The sequence below is a fragment of the Megasphaera massiliensis genome (genome assembly GCF_000455225.1).
GTDB classification, from domain to species: domain Bacteria; phylum Bacillota; class Negativicutes; order Veillonellales; family Megasphaeraceae; genus Megasphaera; species Megasphaera massiliensis.
This window is the reverse complement of record NZ_HF954537.1, coordinates 1105848-1125609: the sequence shown is the minus strand read 5'-3', so window position 1 is coordinate 1125609 and position 19762 is coordinate 1105848. Positions and strand designations below refer to the sequence as shown.

18 protein-coding genes are annotated in these 19762 nt (G+C 51.2%); 16 read left to right on the top strand and 2 right to left on the bottom strand.

All coding sequences use genetic code 11. From position 1 onward, the window contains the following. Window positions 1-4: 4 nt before the first annotated feature. Complete coding sequence (locus TX77_RS08605) at window positions 5-2170, bottom strand: Tex family protein (protein ID WP_044504393.1); 2166 nt, start codon at window positions 2168-2170, stop codon at window positions 5-7. A gap of 206 nt (window positions 2171-2376) precedes the next feature. Between TX77_RS08605 and TX77_RS08600 the strand changes: the two genes are divergently transcribed. The 11 genes from TX77_RS08600 to thiF all read left to right on the top strand — a co-directional run bounded on the left by TX77_RS08600 (window position 2377) and on the right by thiF (window position 13761). Continuing rightward, complete coding sequence (locus TX77_RS08600) at window positions 2377-2787, top strand: Fur family transcriptional regulator (RefSeq protein ID WP_044504392.1); 411 nt, start codon at window positions 2377-2379, stop codon at window positions 2785-2787. A gap of 111 nt (window positions 2788-2898) precedes the next feature. Then, window positions 2899-3735, top strand: coding sequence for a deoxyribonuclease IV (locus TX77_RS08595; protein WP_044504391.1), 837 nt, complete (start codon window positions 2899-2901; stop codon window positions 3733-3735). A gap of 22 nt (window positions 3736-3757) precedes the next feature. After that, window positions 3758-4909, top strand: a complete 1152-nt coding sequence (locus TX77_RS08590) for an exonuclease SbcCD subunit D (protein ID WP_044504390.1) — start codon at window positions 3758-3760, stop codon at window positions 4907-4909. Then, a complete protein-coding gene (locus TX77_RS08585) occupies window positions 4906-7950 on the top strand; it encodes an AAA family ATPase (protein WP_044504389.1) in 3045 nt (1014 codons plus the stop codon). Before TX77_RS08590 ends, TX77_RS08585 begins: the two co-directional genes overlap by 4 nt. Before the next feature lie 70 nt (window positions 7951-8020). Then, window positions 8021-8503, top strand: a complete 483-nt coding sequence (locus TX77_RS08580) for a YbaK/EbsC family protein (protein ID WP_044504388.1) — start codon at window positions 8021-8023, stop codon at window positions 8501-8503. A 16-nt stretch (window positions 8504-8519) separates the two neighbouring features. Continuing rightward, complete coding sequence (locus TX77_RS08575; protein WP_044504387.1) at window positions 8520-8885, top strand: VOC family protein; 366 nt, start codon at window positions 8520-8522, stop codon at window positions 8883-8885. Further along, window positions 8885-9595, top strand: coding sequence for a tRNA threonylcarbamoyladenosine dehydratase (locus tag TX77_RS08570; RefSeq protein ID WP_044504386.1), 711 nt, complete (start codon window positions 8885-8887; stop codon window positions 9593-9595). Before TX77_RS08575 ends, TX77_RS08570 begins: the two co-directional genes overlap by 1 nt. 260 nt (window positions 9596-9855) lie before the next feature. Further along, on the top strand, window positions 9856-12006 hold the full coding sequence (gene nrdD, locus TX77_RS08565) for an anaerobic ribonucleoside-triphosphate reductase (protein ID WP_044504385.1): 2151 nt from the start codon (window positions 9856-9858) through the stop codon (window positions 12004-12006). 13 nt (window positions 12007-12019) lie between these two features. After that, window positions 12020-12526, top strand: coding sequence for an anaerobic ribonucleoside-triphosphate reductase activating protein (nrdG, locus tag TX77_RS08560; RefSeq protein WP_044504384.1), 507 nt, complete (start codon window positions 12020-12022; stop codon window positions 12524-12526). Window positions 12527-12675: 149 nt separating this feature from the next. Beyond that, complete coding sequence (locus tag TX77_RS13850) at window positions 12676-12849, top strand: hypothetical protein (RefSeq protein ID WP_176698850.1); 174 nt, start codon at window positions 12676-12678, stop codon at window positions 12847-12849. A gap of 114 nt (window positions 12850-12963) precedes the next feature. Beyond that, the gene (gene thiF / locus TX77_RS08555; RefSeq protein WP_044504383.1) at window positions 12964-13761 is read left to right on the top strand and encodes a sulfur carrier protein ThiS adenylyltransferase ThiF; all 798 of its coding nucleotides are present in this window, start codon (window positions 12964-12966) and stop codon (window positions 13759-13761) included. Here thiF and TX77_RS08550 read toward each other — a convergent pair. After that, on the bottom strand, window positions 13733-14617 hold the full coding sequence (locus tag TX77_RS08550; protein WP_044504382.1) for a LysR family transcriptional regulator: 885 nt from the start codon (window positions 14615-14617) through the stop codon (window positions 13733-13735). The two genes, thiF and TX77_RS08550, sit on opposite strands and share 29 nt — an antisense overlap. 117 nt (window positions 14618-14734) lie before the next feature. Between TX77_RS08550 and TX77_RS08545 the strand changes: the two genes are divergently transcribed. The 5 genes from TX77_RS08545 (at window position 14735) to TX77_RS08520 (ending at window position 19756) form a co-directional block, all read left to right on the top strand. Next, a complete protein-coding gene (locus tag TX77_RS08545) occupies window positions 14735-15610 on the top strand; it encodes a DMT family transporter (RefSeq protein WP_044504381.1) in 876 nt (291 codons plus the stop codon). 802 nt (window positions 15611-16412) lie between these two features. Continuing rightward, window positions 16413-18338 (top strand): BglG family transcription antiterminator, encoded by a 1926-nt coding sequence (locus TX77_RS08535; protein WP_044504379.1) that lies wholly within the window; start codon window positions 16413-16415, stop codon window positions 18336-18338. A gap of 74 nt (window positions 18339-18412) precedes the next feature. Continuing rightward, complete coding sequence (locus TX77_RS08530) at window positions 18413-18703, top strand: PTS sugar transporter subunit IIB (protein ID WP_044504378.1); 291 nt, start codon at window positions 18413-18415, stop codon at window positions 18701-18703. 265 nt (window positions 18704-18968) lie between these two features. After that, window positions 18969-19442: a PTS sugar transporter subunit IIA gene (locus TX77_RS08525; RefSeq protein WP_044504377.1), complete on the top strand. Its 474-nt coding sequence runs from the start codon at window positions 18969-18971 to the stop codon at window positions 19440-19442. Between the two features lie 23 nt (window positions 19443-19465). After that, window positions 19466-19756 (top strand): PTS sugar transporter subunit IIB, encoded by a 291-nt coding sequence (locus tag TX77_RS08520; protein ID WP_044504376.1) that lies wholly within the window; start codon window positions 19466-19468, stop codon window positions 19754-19756. Window positions 19757-19762: the final 6 nt, after the last annotated feature.

Below are 19762 nucleotides of genomic sequence, written 5' to 3'. Positions count from 1 at the left end.
CTTTTTATTGTTTTACTTTTTTCATCGAAAGTCCGATGCGACCGCGGTCGGCATCGACACTGATGATTTCTGCGTTTATGATGTCGCCGGTGTGGACGATGTCCGTGGGATGACGGAAGGGATGGTTGCTGAGCTGGGATCGGTGGACCAGTCCCGGCGTCTTGATGCCGAAGTCGACGAAGGCACCGAAATCGACGACGTTCTGGACCGTGCCGCGAACGACGGTACCGACCTTGAGATCGGCGAGGGACATGACGTGCTGGCGGGTAAGGGGTTTTGGGAACTCGCTGCGGACGTCGCGGCCGGGCTTACGGAGTTCTTCCAGAATATCCTTGATGGTCGGCTCGCCGGCACCGAGGGAGGCCGCCAGTTTCGGGGCGGCGTTGCACTGGATCTTATCGCGTAGGCCTGCCATTTTTTCCGGTTCCTTCAAATCGTCGCGGGTCAGGCCGTACTGACCGGCAATTTGAGCGGCCAGGTCATACGATTCGGGATGGACCGACGTATTGTCGAGGGGCTCTTCGCCGTCTTTGATGCGCAGGAAGCCGGCGCATTGGGTAAAGGTAGCCGGTCCCAGGCGGGGAACGTTTAGAAGTTCCTGACGGTTTTTAAAGGGACCGTTTTCGTTGCGGTAGGTGACGATGTTGCCGGCCGTCGAAGTGGTGAGACCGGCGATGTGCTGGAGGAGGGCGGCTGAGGCCGTATTGAGGTCGACGCCGACGTAGTTGACGACAGAGGTTACGGTCTGATCGAGGGCCGTCGCCAGATCTTTTTGGTTGACGTCGTGCTGATACTGGCCAACGCCGATCGAAGAGGGATCGATTTTTACCGATTCGGCCAAGGGATCCTGGATGCGGCGGGCGATGGAGACGGCGCCGCGGATGGTGACGTCCAAGTCGGGCAGTTCTTCCCGAGCCAATTCCGATGCCGAGTAGACCGAAGCGCCGGCTTCATTGGTGATGACGTAGCGGCAGCTCAGGTTGTAATTCTCGATGAGCTGGGAGACGAATTGTTCCGTTTCATAAGAGGCCGTCCCATTGCCGATGGAAATGAGGGTGACGCCGTGGCGGCGGATCATATTGGCCAAATCCTTGGCGCTCTTTTTCTTCTGCGCCTCCGAATGGGTCAGGTAATAGGTCCCGTAGTCGAGGACCCGACCGGTGGCACTGATGACAGCGGCCTTGCAGCCCGTGCGAAATCCGGGGTCGAGGCCCAAGATGATTTGTCCTTCAAAGGGCGGCTGCAAGAGGAGGTGGCGGAGATTTTCGGCAAAGACGTCGATGGCCTGCTTTTCGGCCTGGGCCGTCAGTTCATTGCGGATTTCCCGATCCATTTGCGGGAAGATTAACCGCTTATAGCTATCAGCAGCGGCACTCTTGATGATGGCTTCATACGGCGAATGGCGCTCCATGACTAATCGGCACAGCATGTCGATGTGCTTGTCTGTCGGTTCCTTGATCGTGACCTTTAGTTTCTTTTCATTTTCGCCGCGGTTGATGGCCAAGATGCGGTAGCTCGGAAGACGGGTGATGCGTTCGCTAAAATCGGCGTAGGTCAGCATGGGGCCGGCGTCTTTTTCTTCGACTTGGAGGCTGCAGGTTAAGCGGGCCTCCTGCCAGAGGCTGCGGCGCAGTTTTTGACGGAAGTCAGCCCGTTCGGAGAACCGTTCGGCTAAGATATTGGCCGCCCCTTGGATGGCGTCTTCGATTGTCGGGACATCATCATTAAGAAAGGCCTTGGCCGCTTCTTCCGGAGACGGTCCTTTGGGATTTTGCTCAGCAAAGAGCTTGGCCAGGGGTTCGAGGCCGGCGTCACAGGCCATGGATGCCTTGGTACGCTTCTTTGGTTTATAAGGAAGATAGATGTCTTCGACTTCTTGGAGCTGACGGGCTTTGGAAAGGGCCTTTTCCAGTTCGGCATTCCAGCAGCCCTGGTCTTCAATCGATTGGCGTACCGTTTCTTTGCGGCTGGCCAGAGCCTGTTCATAGGCGTACTGTTCCTGGATACAGCGCAGCTGGACTTCATCCAGTGTTCCCGTCGCTTCTTTTCGATAGCGGGCGATGAAGGGAATCGTATTTCCTTCGTCGAGAAGGGAGAGGGCAGCCTGCACCTGCTGAGGACGAACGCCGAGGGTACGGGCAATTTCAATAATCATCGTTTCGTCAGTCATGAATTCATTCCCTCCATAATGTATAGTTAAGATTGCTTATTTTGTAAGAGAAACTTTACACAAGTCATTGAATTTTCTCTTAATAACCGTTACAATATAATAAGGATATTCTATTTTTTGACCATGTAAATTACTCATGTAAGTCCATGTGGAATAAAGCTATAATGTCTTATTATACCATATTTTTCAAAGAAAGGGGGATAAAAATGGAAATTGCTGAAGTTTTGCGAAAAAACGGTTATAAAGTCACACCGCAGCGGCTGGCTGTCTATGATGCGATCATTCACAACCCGATGCATCCCAATGCCGAAGCTATTTACAAAACCTTACAGCCGAACTACCCGTCTATGAGTATGGCCACGGTATATAAAACCATGGAAATTTTTGCTAAAATAGGTGTCGTACAAGTCTTGCAATGTGCAGAAGATGCCCATCGTTATGATTATAACACGAACCCTCACGCTCACATTCGCTGTGAGAAGTGCAACCGCGTCATGGATATCGACTTGGATCAGAAGCATCTGAGTCAGTTGGCTGCCGAACAGACTGGTTTTACGGTCAATGGTGTAAGTGTTTCGTTTGTCGGTGTGTGCCCGAAATGTCGGGAAAAATCGTAATAGGTTGTAACGTCTGTTTTCGCTGCTGTCGCACGAGACCTGTCGGTTTTGTGCGGCAGTATTTTTATATATAATGATAGTATACGTCTCAACGAGAAGAAAGGAAATGTTATGCTGCATATTGGTTGTCACCTGTCGGTGTCACAAGGATTTTTGCATATGGGTGACGAAGCTTTATCTATAGGAGCCGATACGTTCCAATTTTTTTCGCGCAATCCGCGGGGAAGCAAGGTGCGAAAGCTCGATATCGATGATATGGAAGCCTTGAATGAACTCATGAAGAAACACCATTTTGCCCCGATCTTAGCCCACGCTCCTTATACCTTAAACGGCTGTTCCCAGACCGAAAAGACACGGGAATTTGCCCGTCAGGCCATGGCCGATGACCTGCGCCGCCTGGAATACCTCGATAACTGCCGTTATAATTTCCATCCCGGCAGCCACGTCGGCCAAGGGCCGGAAAAGGGCATCGACCTCATTGCCGACATGCTCAATACCTGCATGTTTGCCGGTCAGAAGACGACAGTCCTCTTAGAAACCATGGCCGGCAAGGGGACGGAAGTCGGGCGGACCTTTGAAGAATTGGCGGCCATCATCGATAAGGCCGTTATGAATGATAAAATCGGCGTCTGCCTCGATACATGCCACGTCTTTGACGGCGGCTACGACATCGTCCATGAGCTCGACGACGTCCTCTTGACCTTCGATAAGGTCATCGGTCTCGACCGGCTGAAGGCCGTCCACATCAACGACAGCAAGAACGAACTGGCCAGCCATAAAGACCGCCACGAGAAAATCGGTGAGGGCCATATCGGTATTGCCGCCTTTGATGCCATCGTCAATCATCCGGCCCTGCGGGCCCTGCCGTTTTATTTAGAGACGCCCAATGAACTCGACGGCTATGCGCGGGAAATTGCACTGCTTCGCTCCTTACAACGATCGGAATAAACGTAGATAAAGGGGACTTTTTATGCGTATACTACATACTGCCGACTGGCATTTAGGAAAACTATTTTATGGATCGTATTTGACGGAAGAACAGGACTATGTATTAAAAACTCAGCTCCTGCCTCTCATTAAAGACGAAGAAATCGACGCCGTTGTCCTTTCCGGTGACGTCTATGACCGGAGCCTTCCGCCGACGGAGGCGGTCGCCCTCTTTGATGAAATGGCGACCAAAATCACGGCCGAACTAAAGGTCCCGTTTCTCGTCATCAGCGGCAATCATGACAGCGCCGCACGCCTGTCCTTTGCCAGCCGCCTTCTGGCCTCCCAGGGCCTTTATATCGCCGGCGAATTAGACCGCATGATGGATCCTGTGGTGTTAGACGATAAATACGGCCCCGTCGCCTTTCTATTGGCCCCTTATGCAGAACCGGCCGTCGTCCGCCATTTCTTGGGTGACGACAGCCTGCGCAGCCATGAGGCGGCCCTTTGCGCCCTTCTTTCGTGGCAGCAGGAAAAGATTCCCCGCGGCATGCGGACCGTTTGCGCAGCCCATGCTTTTGTAGCCGGCGGCCTTGCCGGCGACTCAGAGCGGCCCTTGTCCATCGGTGGCAGCGACCAGGTCGGAAGCGACTTGTTCACCGATTTTTCCTATACGGCTCTGGGCCATCTTCACGGACCGCAGCAGATTACGCTGCCGACCATCCGCTATGCCGGAAGTTTGCTGAAATATTCCTTCGGCGAAGCCCGCCAGAAGAAAGGCGCCGTCGTCGTCGACCTCGATGGAAAAGGCAAGGCAAGTCCCGTTTTCCATGAATTTACGCCCCGTCATGACGTACGCATCGTCAGCGGATCCTTTGAAGACGTCATGGCAGCTTCCGACGATCGGCCCGACGATTTTATCTTGGTACGCCTGTCGGATCAACAGCCGATTCTCGACGGCATGGCCAAACTGCGGCGAAAATACCCCAACGCCATGGCCCTTGAAATGCCAAACCGCAATACAGAAGGTGGCGGGCAGCGGGACTTTAACCTCAGGCAGTCGACGGGACAGGAACTCTTTGACAGCTTCTCCAAGGCCATGCGGCCCGACCAGCCCTTGACCGAAGCCGAAGAAGAATGCGTCCGCCAGTTGTGGAGCGAGTTAGAAAAACGTGAACAAGGGGGCTTATCATGATTCCCATTTACTTAGAGATGAAAGCCTTTGGCCCCTATGCCGGGGTGGAAATCGTCGACTTTCGCCGGTTGAAGGATCATAAATTATTTCTCATCTACGGACCGACCGGCTCCGGTAAGACGACGATTCTCGATGCCATCTGCTACGCCCTCTACGGCAGTACCAGCGGCGACATCCGCACCGGCTCCTATATGCGCAGCGAATATGCCACGCCGGATGAGCCGACGTCGGTCTCGTTCCGCTTTGCCATCGGCCAGAAATATTACCGCATCGACCGCAGTCCGGAACAACAGATCGCCAAAAAAAGAGGCGACGGGCTGAAGAAGGCCTCGGCCCAGGCTGCCTTGTACGAAACCGATGAAGACGGGGCTGATGAAAAACTCTTGGCCGCTAAAAACGTCAACGCCGCCGTCGAAGGGCTGTTGGGATTTAAAGCCGATCAGTTCCGCCAGGTCGTCCTCCTGCCGCAGGGCGACTTTCGAAAACTCTTATTGGCAAACTCCGGCGAGCGTCAGCAGATCATGCAGACCCTGTTTCATACCCAGTCCTATGCCAGACTCCAGGCCCTGGCTAAAGAACGCCATGACGAACTGGAAAAACGCCATGAACAGGTGGCCCGCGATCGGGAACAATGTTTGCTCAATCTCGGCGTCGACGATGAAGGGAAACTTTCGGAACGAGAGCAGGAATTTCGGGATCAGGAAGTTTCCGTGTCCGAAAAGTGGCACAAAGCCGAAGCTGAGCGCAGTGCTCGGCAGAAAGACTTTCAGGCAGCCCAGGCCTTGGAAGCCCACTGGAAACTGTGGGAGCAGAAACGGCAGGAAGCAGCCAATCTCGATGGCCAAGCAGGGGTTTTTCAGGATAAGCGGAATAAGATTGACGTCTTGAGAAAAGCCGAGGTCTTAGCCGAACCCTGCCGCCACCTCGATGAGCTGGAACGGGAAGGGAAGGCTGCCGCCAAGGCTGCTGACAAAGCCAATGAAGCGGCACAGCAGGCGGCTGTCGACTTGAAGGCCGCTAACGAGAAGATGGAAAAACTTTCTAAGCAGGAAGGAGCCTATAAGGCGGCCGGAGAAGAACGAATCAAGCTGACCAATCTCAAGGGCAAAGCCGATTCTTACTACGACCAGTGCCAACAGGTCCAAAAGCTTCGGTCAGAAGCAATGGCTGCCGAACAGGCCTGGAAGAAGGCTAAGGGCGAAACAGAATCGGGGAAAAAGGATTTAGAGAAAGCCCGCGTCGCCTTGTCGGCCCTGTCTGAAAAGGCCGTTCTTGCTGAACAGGTGAAGCAGCAGTGCCGGACCTTGGAAGAAAGGGTAGCGCGAGAAAAAGAAGCAGCTGCCCTGGCCTTTCAGAAGTCAGACAGTCAGAAACAGTGGCAGCAGCTTCAGCAGTCGTTAGAAAAAGCCGCTCAAAAGGCACGGAACGACCGCGTCGACTATGAAAGCGTCCGGACCTCCTTCTTACAAGCCCAGGCTGCCGTCTTGGCATCGGAACTTATCGACGGGAAGCCGTGCCCGGTCTGCGGGGCGACGGATCATCCTACGCCTGCCATTCCGCCCGAGGATTTACCGACGCGGGACGACGTCGAACGGCGGCAAAAAGCAGCCGAAACGAGCGAACAGGAGCGGCAAAAGCTGGAAGTTGATACCAAGGCTGCCGAAACGGCTTATAAAGCCTTAGAAGGTCAATACGATCATCTCCGTCAGCAGTATCCGCAAGACGTCTCCTTGAAAGAACTGGAAGCTGAATTGAAAGCGGCGCAAAAGACACAGGCAGACCTTGAAAAGGCCCTGGCCCAAGGGGGAAATCTTCGCAAGGCCGTTTCCGATGGCGAGACGAAACTCAGCCAATGGGAAGCGGCCGAAGAAGCGGCAAGAAAGGCCTTAGAAGAGGCCAAAACGAGAGCCGTCAAGGCCGGCGAGACCCAGGCCCATTTGGAAGCGGAACTGCCCGAGGCCTATCGCAATCCCAAGGAACTCAGCCGCCGTCTGGCCGAGTTGACGCAGCACCTTAAAGACTATGAAGAAGCTCTTCAGAAAAGCCGGGATCATCTGGTAAGCTGTGAACGTCAGGGAGCTCAGCGCCAGGAAGAAGCCAGAAGCCTCACCCAGCAGGTCCTGACCCTGCGCAGTCGATTCAAACAGGACTATAACGACCTCGGCCAACGGGTACTGGCAGCGGGCTTTGCCTCCGTTCGTGCCTGCCGGGACATGCAGCCGTCCGTAAAGGATATTCCCGTCCTGGAAGCCGAAGTCCGTCAATATGAGACCAAGCTGCAGCAAGTACGAGGCCAGCTCGAACAGGAAAAATCAGCCATCGACGGTAAGCCACGTCCCGATGTCCCGGCTTTGGAAAAAAACTTGGCTGAAGCTGAAAAGACGAGCCGCGACCTTGCCGAAGAAAGGGGACGTCTGTCGGCGACCTTCTCCCAATGGCAGCAGGAAAAGAAGAAGCTACTGGCCCTCGGTCAGGACGAAGCGGATCTCGTCGAAGCCTATAAGACCGTCGGTGCCGTCTACGACCTCATTGCTGGCAAACAGACGGGCATCAACTTCGAGCGCTACGTCTTAGGGGCCCTCCTCGACGACGTCTTGGCCGCCGCTAATGAACGGCTCCAGGCCATGAGCCGTCAGCGCTATACCCTGCAGCGTTCCCAAAGTTGGGATGATAAAAGGGTTAAACAGATCGGCCTCGACATCGAAGTCTACGACAACTATACGGGCTATGCCCGGCCGGCCAACACCCTGTCCGGCGGCGAGACCTTCTTGTCGTCCCTGTCCTTGGCTCTTGGGCTGGCCGACGTCGTCCAGGCTTATTCCGGCGGCATCCACCTCGATGCCATCTTCATCGACGAAGGCTTCGGCACCCTCGACAGTGAGACTTTGGACTATGCCTTAAAGACCCTGGCGTCGCTTAAGAGCGGCGGCCGCCTGGTCGGCATCATTTCCCACGTGCCGGAATTAAAAGAGCGCATCGACGCCCGCCTGGCCATTCATAAAACCGATCGAGGCAGTACGTCGTCCTTTGAATTTTCCTAAGCTCGTCTCTATATTGTTGAATTGACGGAAAAAGTATATAATAAGGCATAATCGAGAGAGGAGGGACGGAATGTCCATTCAAAAAGTACGCGACTATTTTTCTCAGTGGGGAATGGCAGACAAAGTCATGGAACTGACCGAGTCCAGTGCCACCGTTGAAGAAGCGGCAGCAGCCCTTCATACGGAAGGTCGGCGCATTGCCAAGACCATGTCGTTTCTGGTCGGTGACCAGCCGATCCTCATCGTCTTTGCCGGCGATGCCCGCGTCGATAACCATAAGTACAAAGAGAGGTTCCATAAAAAGGCGTCCATGATCAAAGCGGACGACGTCGAAGGTCTCATCGGCCATCCCGTCGGCGGCGTTTGTCCCTTTGCCATCAATCCCGGCGTCGACGTGTATCTCGATGAATCACTCAAGCGTTTTCACACTGTCTTTCCGGCCTGCGGCACGGCCAACAGCGCCATCGAATTGACCCTGGATGAGCTGATGACCTATTCGAAGGCTCTCGAATGGGTCGACGTGTCCAAGGTCTGGCAGGAAGAAAGCATTTAACAAAGGGGGTTACACCATGCAGTTTACGTTTAAACACACCAATTTTAATGTATTAGATCTCCAGCGCAGCATGGACTTTTATAAAGAAGCTTTGGGCCTCACGGAAGTCCGCCGCATTGAAAATCCTGATTTCACCATCGTCTATCTCGGTGACGGCGTTACGGGATTTCAACTGGAATTGACGTGGCTCAAAGACCGTAAAGAACCGTACAACCTCGGCGACAACGAATTCCATACGGCTTTTGCCGTTAAGGATATGGATGCTGCCTTGGCCAAACATAAGGAAATGGGCTGCGTCGTCTATCAGAATCCGGCTATGGGTATCTACTTCATCGTCGATCCCGACGGCTACTGGCTGGAAATCATTCCGGAGCGTGGATGATGAAGAAAGAATATACCCAGCGGACAGCCCGCCTCATCGGTCAGGATAAAGTCGATGAGCTCAATACCAAGAAAGTCCTCGTCTTCGGTGTCGGCGGCGTCGGATCGGCTGTCGTCGAAGCCTTAGGGCGAGCCGGCGTCGGCCATCTCATCTTAGTCGATGCCGACGTCTTCGATCCGTCGAACCTTAACCGCCAGTTAGGAGCGACCGTCGAAACCATCGGCCGGCCGAAAGTCGAGGTCATGAAGGAACGGCTCTTGACCATCAATCCCGACATCGACGTCGAAACCCATGCCACCTTCTATCTGCCAGAAAGCCATGAGGGCTTCATTGCCAAGTCCGGTGCCGACTATGTCGTCGATGCCATCGATACGACCAGTGCTAAGATCGCCATTATCGATGAAGCCTATCACAGCGGAATTCCCGTCGTCTCCTCTATGGGGGCCGGCAACAAGCTCCATCCGGAGTACTTCAAGCTCGACTACATCGAAAAGACATCCGTCGATCCCTTGGCTAAAATCATACGCCATGAATTGAAGAAGCGCCGCATCCGCCGCATCAAAGTCGCCTATTCGACGGAAGTACCCCGTACGCCCATCTCGGACAGCGAAGAACTTCGTCCCAGCCCGGGCAGCATCTCCTTCGTGCCGGCCACAGCCGGTATGATTTTAGCCGGTGCCGTCATCCGCGACCTCCTCGATTTAGATTAAAATAAAATTTTACCTATCTTATACACAAAGGCTGCGATCTAAAATCGCAGTCTTTTTTTACGATATTTTCACGGTATTTCGGCGATTTTGATAAGTATCGGAGCATACTTGTCCACAACATGATAGAGTATTTGCGCGTTGACACGACCTACTATATATAGTATCATAAATCTTGTAAATATCGGCCCCGAAATCGTATATATTGTGGGATACGCGGGACTTGTGGACATTTTTATACAATATACTGTGGAGGTAGACATATGCTGGAAGTAATCAAGAGAAACGGACAAAAAGTGCCTTTTGACAGGGACAAAATTACCATCGCCATTGAAAAGGCCATGAACAGCAGCAGCGGCGTATACGAAGAAGGCCAGGCTGCGAAGATTGCAGGTGAAATCGAAGCATATGCTGCATCCATTCATAAGGACATGACCATTTACGCTATTGAAGATCAGGTCTATTATCGCCTCTTGAAGTACAACAATCCGGCCACGGCCCGGGCTTATGAAAACTACAAAGCCATCCAGGCCTTTAAGCGCCAGACCAATACGACGGACAACGACGTTTTTGGCCTGTTGAACAACACCAACTTAGAAGTCCTGAATGAAAACTCCAATAAGAACGGCCACGTCGTTTCGACCCAGCGTGACCTCATTGCCGGCGAAGTTTCCAAAGACATTGCCCGCCGTAAATTGATTCCGGCCGACATCGTCCAGGCCCATGACAGCGGCGCCATCCATTTCCATGACATGGACTACATCATTCAGCCCATGTTCAACTGCTGTCTCATCAACCTCGAAGACATGCTGGCCAACGGTACGGTCATCAACGGCAAGAAAATCGACACGCCGAAGTCCTTCCAGGTCGCCTGCACGGTTACGACCCAGATCATCGCCCAAGTCGCCAGCGGCCAGTACGGCGGCCAGTCCATCAACGGCATCGACCGCATCTTGGCTCCTTACGTCCGCAAGTCCTTCAAAAAATACATGAGCGCCGTCGTCGAAGAACAGCGCGAAGTCTACGGCATTGAACCGGACATGGAAAAAGCCGAAGAAATCGCCTGGAAGCGTACGAAGAAAGAAATCAAAGACGGCATCCAGACGATCCAGTATCAAATCAATACCCTCATGACGACTAACGGCCAGGCTCCGTTTGTGACCTTGTTCATGTACTTTAAGCCCGATTACGAATACGCTAAGGAAGCGGCCCTCATCGATGAAGAACTCCTGCGTCAGCGCATTCAGGGCATTAAGAACGACGCCAACGTCTACGTCACACCGGCCTTCCCGAAACTGATCTACGTCCTCGACGAACACAACGTCAGCGAAGGAAGCCCCTACTTCTACCTGACCCAATTGGCTGCCGAATGCACGGCCAAACGGATGTATCCCGACTACATTTCGGCCAAGAAGATGCGCGAATCCTATGAAGGCAACGTCTTCAGTCCCATGGGCTGCCGTTCCTTCTTAAGCCCCTGGAAAGACGCCGAAGGCAACTATAAATTCGACGGCCGCTTCAACATGGGTGTCGTCTCCTTGAACCTGCCTCAGATCGGGATTCTTGCCGACGGCGATGAAGAAAAATTCTTCCAGATCCTCGACAAGCGCTTGGAACTGTGCAAAAAAGCCCTCCTCCTTCGCGTCAATCTCTTGAAGAAGGTGACGTCTGACGTCTCGCCGATCCACTGGCAGTACGGTGCCATTGCCCGCCTCCAGCCCGGTGAAACGATCGAAAAATTCATTTATGGCGGCTACGCTACCTTATCCTTAGGCTACATCGGCATGTACGAAGCGACGATGTTGACCAAACACTGCTCGCATACGACGCCGGAAGGCCGGAAATTTGCCATGCGCATCATGGACGACCTCAACGCCCATATCCAAAAGTGGAAGAAGGAAACGAACATCGGCTTTGCCCTCTACGGTACGCCGGCTGAAAACCTGACCAACCGTTTCTGCAAGATCGATAAGGCTCGTTTCGGCTCCATTGCCAACGTTACAGACAAAGATTACTACACCAACAGCTATCACGTCGACGTCCGCGAACCGATCAACGTCTTCGATAAATTCTCCTTCGAAGCCGATTTTGAAGACAAATCGACGGGCGGCTGCATCAGCTACGCCGAAATCCCCAATATGGCCCATAATATCCCGGCTGTTCTTACCATGATCCAGTATATTTACGACCATATTGCCTACGGCGAATTCAATACCAAGCTCGACTACTGCCACGAATGCGGTTTTGACGGCGAAATCATCCTCAACGACGACAACCAGTGGGAATGCCCGCGCTGTCATAATCAGGACCGCAACAAACTGACGGTTATCCGCCGGACCTGCGGCTACTTGGGCGAAAATTTCTGGAATGAAGGGCGGACACAGGAAATCAATAACCGTGTCCTCCACATATAAGAGGTGACTTTCGTTGCATTATGCACAGATGAGACAATATGATATCGCTAACGGGCCCGGCATTCGCTCGACCCTCTTCGTGACGGGCTGCTCGCGAAACTGCTTCAATTGTTTCAACCCGGAATACCAAAATGCTAACTTCGGCCAGGAATGGACCGACAAAGAAACGAAACAACTCCTGTCGTGGCTGCAGGCACCGACCAACAGCGGACTGACCCTCCTCGGCGGGGAACCGATGGAAAATACCGACGGCCTGACGCCTTTGATTCAGGAAATCAAAGCGGTCTTGCCCGACAAATCCGTCTGGGTCTACTCCGGCTTCACCTACGATGAAATCATTCAGGATCCGCAAAAAAAGGCCCTCCTCGATCAGTGCGACGTCCTCGTCGACGGCCCCTTCGTCGACGCTTTGAAAGACCCGGGACTCTATTTCAGAGGCTCGTCGAACCAGCGCATCATCGACCTTCAGAAGACGCGTGAGTCCGGCGAGATCACTCTCGTATGGCCTGACGGACGATAATCCGCCTTTTCCGGATTTTTACCGTAAAGAGTAATGAGTATTGGCTAATATGATTTACACCGTAAGCCTTTCTTGATATAATAAGTATAAATAGACGTTCTTATTTCCTTGCATTTGTAACGTCAAACAGACGTTGAGGGGGGCTTATTATGGTAGTCGATTCCGTTAAAAAATTAAAAAATGTCGTCAGCGAAGTTATGAAAGGCTATACCAGCAATTCGACAGGCGGATGCTGCGGCGTGTCCCTTCCGCCGGAAGAACAGCGCGAACTGAAACGGCTGAAAGAGGGCGCACAGGCCGATAAGGCTGAAAAGAAAGATTGACACGTACGATAAAAACGAGTACACTACAGTCATAGAACGCAAACGCACGACGGGGGCACCACGCAAGGTGTCAATCGTCGTGCGTTTTTATTTTGCTCACGAGAGGTGGATACGATGCAATTATTATTGAATGGGGCCCGCGTCGACGGCCCTTGGTCTTCGTTAGAAGAATTGAAACATGCCCACGGTAAGGGCCAGGAAATCACCATCGTCAACGGTTTTGCGACGACAGAAAATTTACCCTTACAAGACGGCGATGAAATCTATTTTATCCCTAAAGACCGGCTGCCGCCGAAAGAAGCCTTGGAGGCTATGATGTGTTCCCGCCACACGCCGAAAGTCCATGAAAAGGTCAGTGCCGGCCGGGTTGCCATCTGCGGTCTCGGCGGACTCGGTTCTAATGCGGCCGTCTATTTGGCACGGACCGGCGTCGGGCACCTGCACCTCATCGACTTCGATACGGTCGATGCCAGCAACCTGAACCGCCAGTCCTACATGGTCCGCGACTTGGGGCAGCGTAAGACCGATGCATTAGCTCGGCAGATTGCCGATATCAATCCGTTTATCGACGTCCGCACGGACTTCGTGCGCATGACCGAAGACAATACGGCCGACCTCTTACAAGATGACCAGATCGTCTGCGAAGCCTTTGACAACCCCGATGCTAAGACGATGTTGGTTCACACCGTGTTGGAACAGTGTCCCGATAAATATATCGTCTCCGCCTCGGGCATGGCCGGCTACGGCGACAGCAATGAAATCCAGACCAAGAAAATCATGGACCGTTTCTACGTATGCGGCGATCAGACGCGAAATGCCAAACCCGGCCGGGGACTCATGGCACCTCGTGTCGCCATCTGTGCGGCCCACGAAGCCAATCTCATCATTCAGCTCCTGGTAGACGTTTTGTAATTTTTGTCGCGTAATGGGCGAACTTTCGAACCGCCGGAGAGGCGGCATTGCCGGGAAGAAAGGCGATGCCGAGGGTAATTGATGACGGCGGATCGAGGGGCAGGATGACGGCTGACGTCACCCGTTTCCGGGTAATGAGGCGGTTCATGATACAGATGCCGAGTCCTTCTTCGACCATCGAAATAGCAGCTGCATTCTCCAGCGTCGTATAACCGATACGAGGCTGGAGATTATTTTTTTTTAGGAGATGCAAAACGTCGTCGTCCTTCCCGAGGGCCGGCATGATGACCGTTTCTTCTTGGCAGCGAGAAAGGGGATAGGGGCCATTGGGGGCCAATTCATGGTCGGGTGGGACGGCGGCCACCATTTCATCGTCAGAAAGGGGAATCCAGTCGTAAGGCATGGGTTCCTGATAACTGAGAAAACCGATGTCGGCCGTGCCGTCGTCGAGCCAGGCCATGACCTCCTGACGGATGCCTTCCCTCAAATGAATCTTGATTTGGGGATAATCCCTTTGAAAGCGGCCGATGACCTTGGGAAGCCAGTGCGTCGCCACGCTCGAATAGGCGGCGATGTTGAGGCTGCCCGTCAATAGGCCGCGTATGTCTGAAGCCAGTTCCTCCACGCGCTCTTCTTCACGGAGCAGCTGGCGGATGGGAACTAGCAGGCGCTCGCCGTTTGGCGACAAGGTGACGCCATGGCGGCTGCGGAGCAATAAGGGAAAACCGACTTCCTTTTCAAGAGCCGCTACGAGTTGACTGACACCGGATACGGTGTAGTCTAGTTGTTTGGCCGCAGCGGCAAAACTTCCCGTTTCGACGGCTGCTAAAAAGGCTTTATAACGTGCCGTATCCATAGTACCTACCCCCTGTACCTTATTCATTAAGTAATACTGTATGAAATATAAAAGAATTATAGATTTACTTAAGTATAATCGATGACTATAATAATGTACAGAAAAGGAGGTATCGTCATGAAGGTCAACGGAAACGGACAAGTCATGCTGGCCGGTATCCTGTGGGGGACCATCGGCATCTTCATTTGGTATATGGAAAGAGCCGGGGCATCCGTCGAATGGATCAGCTTCTTACGGGTGTTTTTTTCATGGCTCATCTTAGTAGCCTTCGTCTGCTGGCGAAACGGTCCGGCCTCGATGAAGGTGAAGCCTGAAATCATGGCTTACTGCGCCCTGTTAGGCCTCATCTGTCACGGCATCTATAATATCTTTTACAGCCTGGCCGTCACCTCCATCGGCGTGTCCCTCAGCGCCGTCCTGCTCAATGTGGCCACCGTTTTTACGGCCGTCTTTTCAGCCCTCTTCTTTCAGGAAAAGATTACACCTTTGAAGGGGCTGGCGCTGGTAATCAACATCGTCGGCTGCGTCCTGGCCGTTACCGGCGGCACCTTCGACTTAACGGCCCTTTCCCTGTGGGGCCTTGGCTGGGGCATCATGGCCGGTCTCTGTTATGGCCTGACAGCTATCATCGGCAAGGTAGCTGGTTACGGTACCGACGCCTTCGTCATGAGCCTGTGGAGCTTCTTTTGGGCTGCCCTCTGCCTTCTCGGTTGGATTCTGTGGCAAGGAGGGCCCATGGTCATGACGCCGTCCGTTTTAGGAATGGGCTTTTTCTACGCACTCATCCCGACCGTCTTGGGCTATATCCTATATTACCTGGGCCTCCAGCAAATCGAAGACCTGAGCCGCGTCCCCGTCCTGGCCTCCTTAGAAACGGCCGCTGCCGTTATCCTAGGCATGAATCTCACCGGCGACATCTTGAACCTGACGAATCTCCTCGGCATCGCCCTAATCATAGCTTCCCAGTGGCTAATCGGGAAAAGCCGCCAATAATCGCTGCGCCTGGAGACAACGTGATTACCTTTCTTGAGACCGATGGACTGGCAAACCGATTGGAAGCATAACCGTATAGATCTTAAATCGGGAGAAAAATAGATGTTGACAGGCTCTCCGTTAGGTCTGCATGAAATGGGATAATATCTCATGCAGACCTAACGGAGAGCTTGTTTTATGTGAAACAAGGAAAGGCTTTCTATATACCCACGGAAGACCGTCGGAGGGATACGAATGATGGCCGGTGTGACCGTAGCGACAAGGGCTCTGGGAGGTCTTTGGAGAATCTTGAAGGGCGAAGGTTACAATGGTCGTCGTGTTACAGACCGAGCCTTCTTGATTGACACCATAGAAGAATCTGTTGAATACGGCTCCGGGAGTATTCACGTCTCTGAAAGGGCAGGCCGGCGATTGGTTGGCCGTATAAAAGATATCATCGGAAACCGGCATCAAAAATAATGCGTATTATATTTTTTCAAGTGTATACTTGACGATTAACCGGTCACGATACAGTGGCTTTGTATTTTTTTCAGCATCCTAAAGCAGATGCGGCAAAGGTTTTCATGATTTATTGAAAGTGAAAATCCTATGCGTTTCGATGACCGCCGTTTCCGTAAATTGCGGAAATAAATCCGTCTATGATGTAAATACGGAAACTGTTATAATAAAGTGAACAATATTATGCATATATATCATAATATTACGGTATACACAGCGTTGCGGTATATACGATATTGCCGTATATATGCTGTTTCGGTATATACCGATACGAAACTTCCATACAAAAGGGGGAAATAGTTGTATGGACAAAAAGTCACGAAAGAAAAAAATTATAGAGCTTCTCATTACCCGTCCGGAAGGCATGACTGGGGAAGACATTGCCACGCAGATCGGCGTTTCTTCCCGTACTGTCCGATCGGATATGAAAAAGTTACAGGAACGGTTGCAGTCCTTTAAAAGCGAAATCATTGCTGCCCCCAATAAAGGCTATCGATTGGAAGTGAAGGAACCGAGAGAAGTGCTTCTTCAACTTTCCGATGAATCTAAAACTCAGGTAGGAATGTTACAGTCTGTATCACAACAGAATTATATTATCGGTCGGTTTATCGTAGCGTGTCTCGATGATGATTCGGTTACGCAGATGCATCTTTCTGAAGAGATGCATGTTGGTATTTCAACGATAAAAAAATACCTTGCCGAAACGCGGCTGAAACTAGAGGAATGGAACCTGACACTGGAACAGTACAAAACAGAAGGCTTGCGAATCGCCGGTGAAGAGGGAAATATCCGCAGCTTTATCGTCGATTATCTTCAAGAAGTAGAGAATCCCCTCGTTAAAGAACGGATTTTTTCACAGACGTCTGATGTACAGTATCAAGATATTTTGCTCAATATTTCTGAAGTTCGCAATCTGCCTTTTACCGATACGGCACAGCATAACCTTATCGTACAGGTTGCCTTATCTGTATTGCGGTCACAACGGGGCCATACCTTGGCTATTACGTCTAGTCTGGCTCAAAAACTGGAAGTTTCCTTTGAACACGATACGGCAAAGAAAATCGCCAACAGTATTAACGAAAAGCTGTCCATCGATTTGCCCTTTAGCGAGGTGTTTTATCTGACTCAGTGCCTCTTGACGGGGAAAAAGTTCCACGATGGTGAATCGGGATTGAATGATGATCACATCCGGCAATTGGTAGAAACCATACTGGACAGGGTAGATGAAAAGTTCGGTCTCGATTTTAGCGACGATTCGTACTTGAAAGAAGGGCTCATGCTGCATCTGCGCATTGCTATTGCCCGCGTCCAGTTCCACATGGCCATACGGAATGAACTTCTAGAAACGGTAAAGCATGACTATCCCGTGCCTTTCCAGATTTCCGTCTATGCCGCAAAGATTGTGAGCGATATCGAAGGTGTCCAGTTTAATGAAAATGAAATCGGTTATATTGCGCTCCATTTTGGGGCTGCCATGAGCCGGAACAGCATGATGGATCTCGATGAAGTAAAACGAGTGTATATCGTCTGCTCTGCAGGACTGGGGGTTTCGATGCTCTTAAAGGCCAAGGTTCGGGAACATTTCCGCAACAGCATACAAGTCGTCGATGTCCTGCCTGCATACAAGGTGACCCAGGATATCATCGATGATACCGACTTTATCTTCTCTACGGTACCATTACCGATGGAATCGCCGAAAATCTTAAGCGTCAATCACATGCTGCAAAAAGAAGACATCGAAAAAATCCAACGCGTCGTTTTCCATCGCCAAGATGAAGTCGGCAGTGATGATTTGATGAAAGGCTTTTTCCATGGTGACTCCTTCTTTCTTAATAAAGATTTTAAAACACGGGAAGAATGCTTGGAATTTCTCACGGATCAAGCCGTTCAAGGCGGCTATATGGATGAACAGAGCAAGCAATCCGTCTTTGAACGGGAACAACTTAGCTCGACGGCCGTCGGTAACTTGGCTGCTTTGCCTCATGCCATGGATACGGAACATGTCAAATCCAATATTTCCGTGCTGACCTTGCAAAAGCCCATTCCTTGGGGGGACATGCAGGTGCAGATCGTCTTTTTGTTGACTATTGAACAAGAAAAATCGGCACTGTGGGAAAAGGTATTCTTGCGGTTATATAATTTCATCAAAGACGGAAATGGTGCCGAGCAAATGCGGAAAATTCGGGATTTTGAACAATTTATGAGCCTCTTTGCCGAGGTGATACCATAAGGATCACGAAGTTCCTGCTACAGGGCTGCGTCCTATATAAATTATAATATTTGAAAACGTAAGGAGATGTTACTATGAATGCGAAAAAAACTGTTTTAATTGCCTGTGGCACCGGCATTGCCACTTCTACGGTTGTCAGCACGGTTGTACAGAAAATTGCCAATGAAAACGATTTGAACGTGGATATTATCCAGTGCAAGATGATGGAAGTTCCGGGCTATGCAGACCGGGCCGACCTCTTGATTACGACGACGGTCGTCGATAAGGATCAATATAAGTTCCCTGTCATCGGTGGTCGACCTTTCCTTACGGGAATCGGAAAAGACAAGGTAATTGCGGAAATTGTAGAAGTCCTCAAAGCATAATTTTATAGCGAAATACTTTTTGAAAAGAGAGATGGTGTTAAAACCGTCTCTCTTTTTTATTTTTCCAGGAAGGTATTACTTGTAAGAATTTTCCGCAATTCGATTTAGGAAATAAATCGGCCCATGAAGAATGAAAAATTTCCGCATGCGTGGAAGTAACTATAACTATGAGGGAAAGTTCTCACTTGGTATACTGTAGTCAGCTCAAGAGAAAGACACAAATACAGAACCATAAAAATTATCACATAAAGAAAAGAGGATGCATATGGATAGTACAATACAGCAGGAGCTCGTTCTCCTCAATGTAGAAGCCAAAGACAAATTTGATTTATTAGAACAGTTAGCATGTCATTTGCAAAAACTGGGGTATGTCAAGGATAGTTATAAAGACGCTGTCATTGCCCGGGAAAAAGTCTTTGCTACCGGCCTGCCGACTATCGCAGGAGGGGTAGCGATTCCCCATACGGATGCCGAACACGTAAATGAACCGGCTATCTGTTTCGCGCGTTTAACGAAGCCCGTCGACTTTGTCATCATGGGTGACGATGAAGAAACGGTTTCCGTCGATCTCGTTGTCATGTTAGCTATGAAAGAGCCGCACGCACAAATCGATCTCCTGCAGAACCTCATGGGGGTTTTCCAAGATGAAGATGCGTTGACCTATCTGAAAACGCAAAATGATAAACAGAGCATCGTAAACTTCATAAAAGAACGTGTCTTTAACAACTCAGCAGAATAATAGTGTATAAGGAGGAACTTATCATGAATACGAAAAAAACAGTTTTAATTGCTTGTGGTACCGGTATTGCTACCTCTACGGTGGTCAACAGCGCCGTACAGAAAATTGCTAAGGAACACAACTTAGACATCAATATGATTCAGTGCAAAATGATGGAAGTACCCGGCTATGCCGATCGGGCTGATCTTTTGATCACGACGACCGTCGTCGATAAGGACCAGTATAAATTCCCCGTCATCGATGGCCGCCCCTTCCTTACGGGAATTGGAAAAGACAAAGCCATTGCAAAAATTATCGAAGAATTAAAAAGTTAATAGAGG